12 protein-coding genes are annotated in these 12,174 nt (G+C 37.1%); 3 read left to right on the forward strand and 9 right to left on the reverse strand.

Annotation, left to right across the window (positions count from 1 at the left end; genetic code table 11):
• Positions 1-151: 151 nt before the first annotated feature.
• The 8 genes from ABIQ28_RS01530 to ABIQ28_RS01565 form a co-directional block, all read right to left on the reverse strand.
• Positions 152-2,617: a TonB-dependent receptor gene (locus ABIQ28_RS01530; RefSeq protein WP_348034987.1), complete on the reverse strand. Its 2,466-nt coding sequence runs from the start codon at positions 2,615-2,617 to the stop codon at positions 152-154.
• 584 nt (positions 2,618-3,201) lie between these two features.
• Positions 3,202-3,351: a hypothetical protein gene (locus tag ABIQ28_RS01535; RefSeq protein WP_348034988.1), complete on the reverse strand. Its 150-nt coding sequence runs from the start codon at positions 3,349-3,351 to the stop codon at positions 3,202-3,204.
• Between the two features lie 119 nt (positions 3,352-3,470).
• A complete protein-coding gene (gene arfB / locus ABIQ28_RS01540; protein WP_348034989.1) occupies positions 3,471-3,875 on the reverse strand; it encodes an alternative ribosome rescue aminoacyl-tRNA hydrolase ArfB in 405 nt (134 codons plus the stop codon).
• A gap of 115 nt (positions 3,876-3,990) precedes the next feature.
• Positions 3,991-5,544 (reverse strand): DUF4301 family protein, encoded by a 1,554-nt coding sequence (locus tag ABIQ28_RS01545; protein WP_348034990.1) that lies wholly within the window; start codon positions 5,542-5,544, stop codon positions 3,991-3,993.
• The gene (locus ABIQ28_RS01550; RefSeq protein ID WP_348034991.1) at positions 5,541-6,107 is read right to left on the reverse strand and encodes an ATP-binding protein; all 567 of its coding nucleotides are present in this window, start codon (positions 6,105-6,107) and stop codon (positions 5,541-5,543) included. The genes ABIQ28_RS01545 and ABIQ28_RS01550 overlap by 4 nt, the downstream gene beginning before the upstream one ends.
• The gene (gene pnuC / locus ABIQ28_RS01555; protein WP_348034992.1) at positions 6,068-6,700 is read right to left on the reverse strand and encodes a nicotinamide riboside transporter PnuC; all 633 of its coding nucleotides are present in this window, start codon (positions 6,698-6,700) and stop codon (positions 6,068-6,070) included. The genes ABIQ28_RS01550 and pnuC overlap by 40 nt, the downstream gene beginning before the upstream one ends.
• Positions 6,701-6,833: 133 nt before the next feature.
• A complete protein-coding gene (locus ABIQ28_RS01560) occupies positions 6,834-7,571 on the reverse strand; it encodes a geranylgeranylglyceryl/heptaprenylglyceryl phosphate synthase (RefSeq protein ID WP_348034993.1) in 738 nt (245 codons plus the stop codon).
• Positions 7,572-7,876: 305 nt separating this feature from the next.
• Entirely contained in the window at positions 7,877-8,500 is a 624-nt protein-coding gene (locus ABIQ28_RS01565; RefSeq protein ID WP_348034994.1) for a 4'-phosphopantetheinyl transferase superfamily protein, read from the reverse strand.
• 67 nt (positions 8,501-8,567) lie between these two features.
• Here ABIQ28_RS01565 and ahcY point away from each other — a divergent pair, with 67 nt between their 5' ends.
• Positions 8,568-9,884, forward strand: coding sequence for an adenosylhomocysteinase (ahcY, locus tag ABIQ28_RS01570; protein ID WP_348034995.1), 1,317 nt, complete (start codon positions 8,568-8,570; stop codon positions 9,882-9,884).
• A gap of 123 nt (positions 9,885-10,007) precedes the next feature.
• On the opposite strand, the gene ABIQ28_RS01575 is transcribed toward ahcY, so the two are convergent.
• Complete coding sequence (locus ABIQ28_RS01575; RefSeq protein ID WP_348034996.1) at positions 10,008-10,202, reverse strand: hypothetical protein; 195 nt, start codon at positions 10,200-10,202, stop codon at positions 10,008-10,010.
• 75 nt (positions 10,203-10,277) lie between these two features.
• On the opposite strand from ABIQ28_RS01575, the gene ABIQ28_RS01580 reads away from it, so the two are divergent.
• Positions 10,278-11,315, forward strand: a complete 1,038-nt coding sequence (locus ABIQ28_RS01580; RefSeq protein WP_348034997.1) for a TlpA disulfide reductase family protein — start codon at positions 10,278-10,280, stop codon at positions 11,313-11,315.
• A gap of 237 nt (positions 11,316-11,552) precedes the next feature.
• Positions 11,553-12,023 (forward strand): very short patch repair endonuclease, encoded by a 471-nt coding sequence (locus tag ABIQ28_RS01585; protein WP_348034998.1) that lies wholly within the window; start codon positions 11,553-11,555, stop codon positions 12,021-12,023.
• The last annotated feature ends 151 nt before the right edge of the window (positions 12,024-12,174 follow it).

Consider the following 12,174-nt stretch of genomic DNA (forward strand, 5'->3'; position numbering starts at 1 on the left):
TACTTACAATTACTGGCGCCAATGCAGTTTGTGGCTGCACTGACGCCAATACTTATAGTTTATTTACAGGAGGTTCCATTGGCAAACAATTACCTTGCGGACTCAAGGAATACCGCGTATCCAGATCCGGAAACTCCCTTATTGTTACCAATTAGAATTTTAAGGTCGCTCCAATCAGAAAGTTGGTGGTAGCCTGCGGAAAATAGCCAGCAACTTCTATCGTGGTCACTTGGTTTGGATCAGTGTCTTTATCATCATAGGTGTAATAGAATCCATTGGAAACATATTTCTCATTGAAGATATTATTGACCAATCCGGAAAACAGAATCGATTTAATAAACGGTTTTTTCGGTGAATCATCTTTAGATTTCAAAACCCATTCGTAAGTCACATTCAAATCATTGACAAAATAAGCATCTAATTTAGATTTCTGAGAATCGGTATTTCCCATAAACTGTTCACCCACATATTTGCTCAATAAACTGATCTGAAAATAGTCTTTGGGCTGAAATGTTAAAGCATTTGATGCCACGACATTTGGGGAAAACGAAATGTTTGTTTTGCCCAAATCGACCAATTCGCCATCAAGTTCAACCACTGTCTTTTTTGCTTTATTAGAACTCACAGTCACACTTGGCTGCAAGCGCCATTGCGAAGTCAATTGCAGTGATGCTTCCAATTCTAACCCTAAACGGTAACTATCGCCACTATTGGTTCTGATTGCGCCACCAGTATCATTAAGTTCTCCCGTCAATACCAATTGTTCATTATACAACATATAATAAGCATTGGCATTCATACGGAATGTGGATTCCTCATACCTCCAGCCCATCTCAAAATCGTTCAGTTGCTCTGGCTTTACGTCGGCATTATTTTGATAATCCTTGCGGTTCGGTTCACGATTGGCTCTTGCATAAGAAAAGTACATCGCGTTTGCTGGATTAAACTGATAGGTCAATCCGGCTTTTGGATTAAAGAAATTGAAAGTTTCGTCAAGCTCCATAAGCTCGACATCCGAATTTGTCCCTGTTGTATTATAACCTACATTTCGGAATTGCAGATCGCCATAAAAGCTCAACTGCTCGTCAATATTAAAGGTTGCCTTTGCAAAGACACTAGCATCTATTTTCTTTCCGTTACCATCATAATACCGATGTCCTTTTGGTGTGTTTCCTGCGTATTGTGCCCAAATAACCTCCCCGAAATGATCGCCACTATAGGTGCTAAAAGATGTACCAAAAGACAGATTTAAGTTATCTTCTTTATAATTGGCATTGGCATTAACCACATAAAAATCGTTGTCCAACCAACGACGACGCACCAAATCACTTTTACTAATGGTTTCTCCACCCAGCACGATAATATCCATGCCATACTTAACTAATTTTTGATTTTCTTTATACTGCTCAAAAAACCCTAGACCCTTGGTGTAGTTCAATCCTAAAGTGGTCGACCAGTTTTTATCCAAACGCTCGTTCCAATGTAATTGGTAATGATTCTGACTGTAATCGTCAATTTCATTATCATAAAACTGAATGTTTCCATCGGCATCAGTGTACATTCCAGCGGTATTAAATGTTCGGTCATTTTTTAAAAGATCTAAATCTTCCAATCCATTCCAAGCTTGATACGTGATTTCTTGACCGCCAAAAACTACGGCTTTAATCAACCGATTGGTATCCACGTAAGCGCCTTGAAGGAAATATGATTTCAGATTTGATGTTGCACGATCGATATAGCCATCAGATTTGATGTTTGACAATCGCCCTGAAATTTCGAAATGGTCATTTAAACGTCCGGTGCTGAATTTGACCGTGTGTTTGTGCGTGTTATAACTTCCGAAGCTATTCGCGATTTCGGCACTAGCATCGTTAGACACCCCTTCGGTAAGCACGTTAAGACTCGCTCCAAAAGCCCCAGAACCATTGGTTGAAGTTCCTACACCACGCTGCAATTGCATGCTTTCGGTTGAAGACGCAAAATCACTCAAGTTTACCCAAAACGTTCCCATGGATTCCGCATCGTTAAACGGAATCCCGTTAATTGTGACGTTGGTCGATTGTGCATTAATCCCACGTATACGTATTCCGGTATAACCCACACCAGCTCCAGCATCTGTCGTCGTTACCACCGATGGTAAAAAGTTAAGCAGCATTGGAATATCCTGACCGAGATTTCGCTTTTCTAAATCTTCTTTAGAAATATTAGAATGCGCAATCGGCGAATTTGCACCGACACGAACAGCATTGACCAAGACCTCATCTAAAATTTCTGCATGCTCATTAATGAGGATATCCAACACTAAATCTGCAGTAAGATCAAAGGTTTTTTCGACAGGCCGTGCTGTGAGATACCGGATTTCCAAAGTGTGTTTTCCTTTAGGTAATTCCAAATCATACTGTCCGTTAAGATCGGTTTGCGTCCAAGCTTGGCCAGATTTCAACTGAATGCTCACGCCAGCAAGTGGCTCAGCATTTTGTTGGGTTACGCGACCAGACACGCGATAGTTTTGCGCAAAAGCAGTGAAGCTAAGCGACAGCAAAACAAAAGATAAAACAAGTTTTAAAGATGGTTTGATTCGACTTTGAGCCGATCGACTTGCGAATAGAGTTTTCATTCGAATAAAAGATTTTAGACGAATAAAAAGAGGTAATTATTCTTATTATTAATTTGATTTTTATTTGTTTCTACAAAGTCTTCCGGACGACAAATTCGAAACAAATAAAATTAATGGGCGACTATCGCCTTTTCCTAAACAGCATTACCTGTTCTAGGTTCAATGGGTATGATCTCAGCCGAAAAGATTGTTGATTGTTGAATTATGATTGTTGATTTTCTGAACGTTTGTATTCATCAATCTTCAATCGTTACTCTTCAATCTTCAATTTATCAAGCACCCCTTTTTTGAGAACAGTACAAAGATAGGAATGAAATAAGAATTAAAAAGTAAGAATGAATAATTTTTTAATCAACAGAATTGGAGGGGGAAATTACTTTGAGAATACTCAGGAACTTTTCTCGCAGAGACGCTGAGGCGCAGAGGAAAAGGAATTAGGAATGAGGTATTAGGGATTAGTTGCAGCTCAACCATAATCAAAATTCCTCATATTTTTCATTGAAGATCAGTAGAAATCAGCGTGCTACAATTTCTCTCGCAGAGACGCGGAGACGCAGAGGAAAAAAGGCATTAGGAATGAGGGATTAGGGATTAGCTGTATCTCCACCATAATCGAAATTCCAAATATATCTCAGTGAAACATCTGTATAGATCAATGAAACAGCACGTAGCAATCCGCCCAAATTCGTGTAGTTCTCGCCGAGCTCCTGAGACCCAAAATATTGATGAGCCAAAGGTTTTTAATGCCCCGTAGACAAGGCCAACTGAATACTGTGACTGAGACTGAGACTGCTGACTGAAGACTGCTCACTGAAGACTGCTGACTGAATTCTGCCAACTGCCGACTAAAAACTCACTCCAACTCAGGCGGCTTCCGATTCGCTTTTTTATCCGATATTTTTCGCTTTGCTTTCAATCGTTTCCTGACGACTGATCGTGGTGTTTTTGTTGCAATACGTTCTTTCGGAATAAATAATCCGTCTTCAAGGAGATTAAAAAAACGTTCAACCACCAGTGTTTTATTTTTATGTTGACTTCTGCTTTCTTCACATTGAAGCAAAAGGACATTATCTTTAGTGAGCCGATTACTGAGAGATTGCTTTAATAGCTCTTTTTCATCATCTGTGAGACCTAAGGAAGCTTCCAAATCAAATATAAGCTCAACTTTAGAAGAGACTTTATTGACATTCTGACCGCCAGCACCTGAGCTTCTAACAGCTTTAAATTGTAATTCGGATTGTAGAATGTCTTTATTCATGATTTATTTTTAGACACGGATTTCACGGATTACACCGATTTTTAAACAGAGTTCATATTGGATTTCTTCTCTCCAATTGACTGCCGACTGCACACTGAGAACTGCCAACTGAAAACTACTTAATCTGATGCGTCGGTTTCAACAAATCAGCTACGGTTTTTACAGGATTAAAAGTGATCAGCGGCACCTCAACAAAAATGGTGTTCCATCGTGCCATACTGCCGTTCCAAAGTCCGGGTAGTTCTAGAGCTTTTAATTCTTTACCCGCGCTTGTTTTCATCGTTATAAAAGCTGTCGTGGGATCCACAAATTTCTGTAAATCAAAAACTTCGCCTTTATAATTTTTGATGCCACATACCAAGTCCACCGGATTAAAATGTGTGGCATTTTTCAGGATCTCCATTTGGGCTTTACTCTCATGATCTATTTGTGCAGATTCCACAATTTGAAGCGATATTTGACCACTTTCTTCCTTTACCCAAAACGGGCCACCACCAGGTTCGCCTTCATTTTTTACCATGCCGCAGATGCGAATTGGCCGGTTTAATTTTTCAACCAGATACTCGATTTGATATTTAGTGGCATATTTATGAAATTCGATATTAAATACCACGTATAACCTATTCACCAAAAATTCGGCAATTTCAGAAATATCCTTTTCTGAGACCTCTTCATTTTCGAGAAGATTCAAATAATCAAAAACTTGATGTTGGTTTTCAAGCAACATCCCAGCCAACATCTTTTTATATTCGGCAACTTCATTTTCATATTTGTAAACCACGACATTGTCAATGTTCTTAATAAAAATCACATCGGCATCCAATTGGCTCAAATTCTCTAAAAGTGCGCCATGTCCAGATGGTCGGAACATTAATTGCCCATCCTCCTCTCGGAAAAAATCGTTATCTGGAGTTACCGCAATCGTATCGGTTGATTCCTTCTGATAGGAAAATGAAATATGAAACTTAGTATTGGTTTTACGTTCCACGATTTTATGAACACGTTGAAATTCATGATCAAAACTATTTTTATGACGTTCAGAAATTGTAAAATGTAAAATCGCAATGTTGTTTGTAGAAGCATAGAGTGCCGCTTCAAACAAATGCTCCACAAAAGCAGTCGCCAAATGGTCTTTATACTCATGAAATGGCAATAAGCCTTTGGGATAAAATCCGTAATTCATTTTATCCTCATCCAACATGGTTTTAACAAATAACAACTTTTGCTTATCGTCGGAAAAGGACTTATAGTCTGGATAAAACACCTTCAATTGTTCAAGAACCAATTCATAAAATGGCAACTTTTCAATCCCCACAAAAAACAGGGACAAATCCAAGCCCTTATTCCTATTGATAAATGAATTTATGGTTTCAGTCTCCGGTAAATATTCTTCAATAAACTTGAACAAGGTTTTGAACATCCGTGTAGCCGCACCAGAAGCAGGAACAAATTTTGATATCGAAATAGTATTCCGTTTAGCTTCAAAGTAATTGATATAATCGGCCTTTTCAGCTTCGGAGCATCTTACAATTCCATTATCTATTGTTGCTGCTGAACTCAGATTTACGAAAGGCACACCGGTTTCAAAAAGCTCAACTTGCGATTGAACCTTGGCTAAAGTCAGGCCTTTATTTTCAATTTGTCGTATGTCGTTTTCTGTAAATTTCACGTCTTATTTTTTATAAGTTCATCAATTTGATCAATGGCAGACGTCAAGCGCTCTTCCATATTTCCTTTTAACAAAACATAGGGTTTATTGTAGGTTTTTAAAGCCTTTTCAAAAGCCAAAAACATGGTTTCCCGTTCATGTGGCTTGTCTCTTAAAGCATCAGCCTCCCACGGAATGTCAATATAGGTCAAAAAATACAAATCGTAAATGTTTTCAATCGCATATTTCTCTAAATCAGGATCACAGACGCCGCCATAATACGCTTCTGAATAGACTTTTGTCTCCAATAAATCGGTGTCACAAATGAGTAAGATGTTCGCTTTTGGGGTGAAGTAGTTTTCAAGTCGCATTTGACCTTCAGCAATTGGCAACACATCATTTTCGGTCAATAATTTGTTGTGCAACAATTGTTCCTCAGCATAAATACGGGAATATTCAGGCACAAAAACAGTATTATAATGCTCAGCCAGTTGCCTAGCCAAAGTGCTTTTTCCTGTAGATTCAGGGCCAAACAAAACTACTTTTAGGCAATTTGATGGGTGTTGTCTAAGGTTTTTTTCCATTGTATATAGCCTTGAATAGCCAAAATTGTAAAGATGACGTACTGTAACGATAAAATCCCCAATCCTCTATACGCATACAGCGGAATGGTAATAATATCTGCGATAATCCATAAGGTCCAGTTTTCCAACTTTTTATTGGCCATATACCACATGGCCGTAAAGAAAATTCCGGAGGTGAAGATGTCTATATAATTTGGAATCTCCAGGTCAAAATTAGAGCCAAAATAAATGAAATAAGTCACTAGCATGGTTAATAAAAATAAACCGATCCCTATTAGTTTTTCATTTCTTGTGGTTCTAGAAATGGGTACAACAAGTGTATCCCCTTTTTTCCGAGACCAGTTCCACCACCCATAAATACTCATAACAGAATAGTAAAGGTTCATCGTCATATCGCCGAGATATTGATTGATATACAACAAATACACGGTAATAACAGTGCAGACGATTCCCGTAGGATACACTAAAATATTTTCGTTTTTAGCATACCACACACTTAAAACCCCAAAAACAAACACGATGACTTCCAGGACAATTTGAGAGGTCGGCGCATTGCGATAGGCGTCAATAAAAAAATCAAAAATATGATTCATAGTTTTATCGGTCAGGTTTTACAATTTCTGCGCAGGCAGGAATCTTTTTAGACAATAGAGAATAGAATATAGACAAGAGACCAACTTGCTAATTCATAAAATTATATTGTTTTTATTCTTTTCTCTTGGTTCATTATTCTTTTTTTATTTCTTTAAAAAATGCTTCATCCAGCTCAAACGCCGTTCCAATGACGACGAGATCAGCACCAGAAGCATAGGCGTCATCCAATTGTTTTTGAGTTCTGATTCCGCCTCCAACAATTAACGGAATCTGCAATTCATTTTTTACGGCCTGAATAATTTCAGAATTCACAGGTGCCATCGCGCCGCTTCCTGCTTCAAGATATACGCATTTCATACCCAAAAGTTCCGAAGCTTTAGCGGTATCAACAATCTCCTGAATGTTTTCTCTTTTTAAAGGTTGGGCTTGAGTCACGCGCTCAATAGCAGTTTCTTTACCGTTTTCGATTAATAAATATCCTGTGGGAATGATTTCAAGTTGCATCGTTCTTAAAACGGAAACCGCTTCAACTTGTTTACCAATCAAATACTCCGGATTTCTGCCCGACACCAAGGATAAAAACAGTAAACCATCAGCATGAGACGATACTTGTGACACATCGCCAGGAAAAATAAGAACAGGCAATGACGTCAATGGTTTCAAATTTTTGATAAGTACATCTGTTTTTTGATTTTCGTCCGTACTTCCGCCAACAAAAACATGCGTGGCTTTGGATTTATTTAATTTGATCATAAAAGATGGAACATTCTCAAGTTCCATTTTATCAGGATCAATCAAGACGGCCAAAAGTTTTTCTCCTTTTGCAATAGAGTTTAATATATCTTGATATAAATTTTTCTTTTTAGCCACGAATGCACAAATGTTTTTCTATCCTTTATTGAACTTTTTGATTAGTGTTGGCCTTTTTAATTAATAAATTCATTGTTAAAAATATCCATCAACTTTCTTTCTGTTATCAGTCATTGGCTACTATCATCAATCAATCATAAGCTTAAATATAGAACTCTCTGATTTGGCAGATTTTCACTGATTTTCATTTGATTATGTTTTAATCTATAAATCCTCCTCATCCCTAATTCCTAATGCCTAATGCCTAATGCCTAATGCCTAATTTAAAAAACACTACCCTCTATTTTCTACCCTCTACCAACTCATTAGCAAACATAAGCGCAGGTAAATCCTTCAAATTCAAAAAAGTGAGTGTTGTATCTATATTTAAAATCTTTATAGTCAATCCACGCCACAGTCTCTTCATCTTTGATCATAAAAGGAATGACCAAAAAATGCGTTCGGAACAACATGCCCGGAGTTGCAAACAATTTGTATAAAGATTCTTTAATGCACCAAATGACGGTCAGTTTATTGATATAATCTTCAGCGGAACTGTCTAAATAATCGCGTTCATAACCAATAAATTTATGAGCGATGACAGCGATTTTCTCCCGTTGTTTTTCGATGTCAATTCCTACTTCGTTATCACTGATAATAACTCCAGAAAATGTAAATGAATGGGTAATGGAAATGTGTTTCCCGTCTTTTAAATGGGGCTTTCCGTTTTCGTCATAATACAAATCGGCATCGGTATATCCAAATTCAGCCAAGAGATGACGCACACTTAAAAATCCGCGTCGGTGTAGGTCACTTTTCATGCTCAAAACACGGTTCATGCACGTTTCCGTTAAGGTAATAGGCTGCATCAGTTCTTCGTAAGACTCAGTGATTTCCCAGATTTTAACAGTAGTTTGTGAATTTGGAGTAATGGTTTTATATAAAGGCATTTAAGTTCTCGCAGTTATTAATTATCTTTGCAGTCGCAAAACGAATTATAGAAACAAATATACAATTATGAACACAAAAACAATGCCTTACGTACCTTATAAAGTCAAAGACATGTCCCTTGCAGCTTGGGGAAGAAAAGAAATAGAATTGGCCGAAGCCGAAATGCCAGGACTCATGAGTCTTCGTGAAGAATATGGCAGTTCTCAACCACTTAAAGGCGCACGTATTGCAGGTTGTTTGCACATGACAATTCAAACGGCAGTTTTAATTGAAACTTTAAAAGCTCTTGGCGCTGAAGTGACTTGGAGTTCATGTAATATTTTCTCAACTCAAGATCAAGCTGCAGCTGCGATTGCTGAAGCTGGTTTCCCGGTCTATGCTTGGAAAGGCATGAATGAGGAAGAATTTAACTGGTGTATTGAGCAAACCTTGTTTTTTGGTGAAGACCGGAAACCATTGAACATGATTTTGGATGATGGTGGCGATTTGACCAACATGGTATTTGATAAATATCCTGAGTTAATGGCTGGAATCAACGGACTTTCTGAAGAAACAACTACAGGTGTTCACAGACTTTACGAACGTATGAAAAATGGCACTTTATCTATGCCTGCCATCAACGTGAATGATTCGGTAACCAAATCAAAATTTGACAACAAATACGGCTGTAAAGAAAGTGCAGTCGATGCTGTGCGTCGTGCTACAGACTTGATGTTAGCTGGAAAACGCGTTGTGGTTTGTGGTTATGGTGATGTTGGTAAAGGTACCGCAGCGTCTTTTAAAGGTGCTGGAAGTATTGTAACCGTTACTGAAATCGATCCAATTTGTGCATTGCAAGCGGCCATGGACGGTTTTGAAGTCAAACGTCTTGAAACTGTGGTTGCCAATGCAGATATCATCATTACAACAACTGGAAATAAAGATATCGTTCGTGCTGAACATTTTGAAGCGATGAAGGACAAAACTGTGGTTTGTAATATCGGTCACTTTGATAACGAAATTCAGATGGATTGGTTGAACAAAACGCATGGTGCTTCAAAAGTAGAAATCAAACCTCAGGTTGACAAATACACCATCAATGGCAAAGACATTATCATCTTAGCGGAAGGTCGTTTGGTAAACTTAGGTTGTGCTACTGGCCACCCAAGTTTTGTAATGAGCAACTCATTTACCAACCAAGTTTTGGCACAAATTGAATTGTGGACCAACAGAGACGCATACAAAAACGAAGTGTATATGTTGCCGAAACATTTAGATGAAAAAGTAGCGTTTTTACACTTGGCTAAAATAGGTGTAGAATTGACTGAATTGAAAGAAGACCAAGCAGAATATATTGGTGTAGCGGTTGAAGGTCCTTACAAACCGGAATACTACAGATACTAATAGAAGCGTCATTGCGAGGAGCTTTTTTTCGACAAAGCAATCTTTCAAAGCGTCATTGCGAGGAGCGTTTTTACGCGACGAAGCAATCTCATGATCAACCTATAAAACCAAAATCCCAAGCAATTACTGTTTGGGATTTTGTCTTACTTGGGCAATTGCTAAAGCACCGTTCTCAATTATGATGAGAATTAAATGCAAGGCCATTTTTTTTTGGGCAATTGCTAAAGCACCGCGCTTTCCGCTGTATCTTTTCTTTTTTAAAAGAAAAAAGAAAAGGATGCCGCTGCAATCGCTATTGCGAATAGGGTATTCTTCCACAATCTCTCATTTGAATTTTAATTTATAAAAATTACAGTAAATTTATACTTCGGAAGAAACCAGACAAAACCACTTATGAAAAATATAATTACGCTATTAACCATCATTTTAATAATCATTTCTTGTAAAAAAGAACAAAAGGAAACTAAAAAAGAGGGCTTCAACTTAAGTGTAACTGCTAAAAATTTTCCTGATAGCACTAAGGTGATTCTTTTCAATAGAGACATCGATAAAAACATAGATTCTACTTATGTGATAAATGAAAGTTTTAAATTTTCAGGAAATGTCGATTTACCCTCACTTTGTTACTTATTCTTTTATGACCTTGAAAATAAACCGATAGACCATTACAAATATCTATTTATAGAAAATAAGGATATTTCAATTGTTGGGGAATATTCAGATTTTTTTAACGCGAAAGTTAGTGGTTCAGATCAATCAGACTTACTAACTAAATACTATTCCATATCTGACGCTAGTGAGAAATCTAAGAAAGCCTCTAATCAACTCGATTTCCTGTATGCAAATGCCAATAACCAAATGGCATTAAACCATTTATTGTACAAGAAAAAAGAAATTTCAACAGACAGTTTATTATTGTTTTACCAAAGACTCGATTCTGTAAACTCAAACTCACCAAAAGGACAAGAATTGCTAGCATATTCAAAAATAGTTCAGCTTAAAATCGGAGATAAATTCAGGGATATTTGGGGAAAAGATTTAAATGGCACTAAACATCAATTATCAGACTATCATGGCAAAATCATCCTATTAGATTTTTGGAGTCCAGACTGTCCTTATTCTAGTGAACAACACAAAAAAGAATTGCCACAATTAGTTCAAAAATACAATCCAGAAGATTTCATTATCATCAGTTATTTTATTGACACAGAAGCAAAAGACTGGAAAAAACTAAGCGAAGAAGATTATAGCAACTGGCTGCATATTTCGGATTTACAAGGAATGAAAGGTGAAAACATTTCAGAATATGATATTACAGGAACTCCAAACAGTTTTTTAATCGATAAGAATGGAATTGTAGTCAAATCCTTCGTCGGCTTTTATGAAGGAGAACATAGGATTGAAAATGAAATTAATAAATTGATGAACTAATCAATATGCGCTAAAATGTCATAGGTATTTAAACAGACCCAACACTTATTATATTCGTGAAATTTATAGTAAATAAATTATGCAGGCATTCTCATAGGACGACTGAATTTGTGAAAATTCGTGAAATTAGTGTCCAAATTTTTAGAAGCTAAAGCGAAATACACTAAAGTGCTACAGTTTTTTTACTCAATTTGAGAATAATAAAAAAAAGGGATTTTCGTTTAGATAATTACAATAATGACCTACGATGAACCCAACATAATCGTCCCAAGATTTAATGAGGCTTCAGGTTTTTACACCACTAAGAGACGCTCAAAAATCATGAGCAAAATTCGTGGGAAGAACACCAAACCCGAACTCTTATTCAGGAAAGCCTTGTGGAAAAAGAACGTCCGCTATCGAATTGACAGCAAACAATTACCAGGAAAACCAGATGTTTCCATCCAAAAATATAATTTGGCAATTTTCATTGATGGCGAATTTTGGCATGGCTACCATTGGGATGAAACCAAAGACGTCATCAAAAGCAATCGCGCGTTTTGGATTCCAAAAATTGAACGCAATATGCAACGTGACAAACAAGTCAATCAGGAACTTTTTGAAAAAGGTTATACCGTATTCCGATTTTGGTCAAAGGAAATCCTGAACGACTTGGACAAATGCATTAATGACGTTATGATGTTTATTGCTACGGGAGAAAACACATAAAGTAAAATCGTACTCACAAAAAAGCCCTTTCAAAATCAATTGAAAGGGCTCAGTTTTGAATTGTCAATCTGATTATTTCTTTCTCTTTACTTTTTTAGTTTTCTTACTCTTCTTGGCATCGGTTTTTGGACGTACCAAAGTCATTTCATCA

It is taken from the genome of Gelidibacter sp., assembly GCF_039916245.1.
Taxonomy (GTDB): domain Bacteria; phylum Bacteroidota; class Bacteroidia; order Flavobacteriales; family Flavobacteriaceae; genus Gelidibacter.

Bases quoted from the DNA above. Each gene is read 5' to 3' on its own strand.
- ABIQ28_RS01585 (WP_348034998.1), top strand. From the start codon at position 11,553: ATGACCTACGATGAACCCAACATAATCGTCCCAAGATTTAATGAGGCT.
- ABIQ28_RS01565 (WP_348034994.1), bottom strand. From the start codon at position 8,500: ATGCCTTTATATAAAACCATTACTCCAAATTCACAAACTACTGTTAAA.
- ABIQ28_RS01530 (WP_348034987.1), bottom strand. From the start codon at position 2,617: ATGAAAACTCTATTCGCAAGTCGATCGGCTCAAAGTCGAATCAAACCA.
- ABIQ28_RS01550 (WP_348034991.1), bottom strand. From the start codon at position 6,107: ATGGAAAAAAACCTTAGACAACACCCATCAAATTGCCTAAAAGTAGTT.
- ABIQ28_RS01580 (WP_348034997.1), top strand. From the start codon at position 10,278: ATGAAAAATATAATTACGCTATTAACCATCATTTTAATAATCATTTCT.
- ahcY (WP_348034995.1), top strand. From the start codon at position 8,568: ATGAACACAAAAACAATGCCTTACGTACCTTATAAAGTCAAAGACATG.
- pnuC (WP_348034992.1), bottom strand. From the start codon at position 6,700: ATGAATCATATTTTTGATTTTTTTATTGACGCCTATCGCAATGCGCCG.
- arfB (WP_348034989.1), bottom strand. From the start codon at position 3,875: ATGAATAAAGACATTCTACAATCCGAATTACAATTTAAAGCTGTTAGA.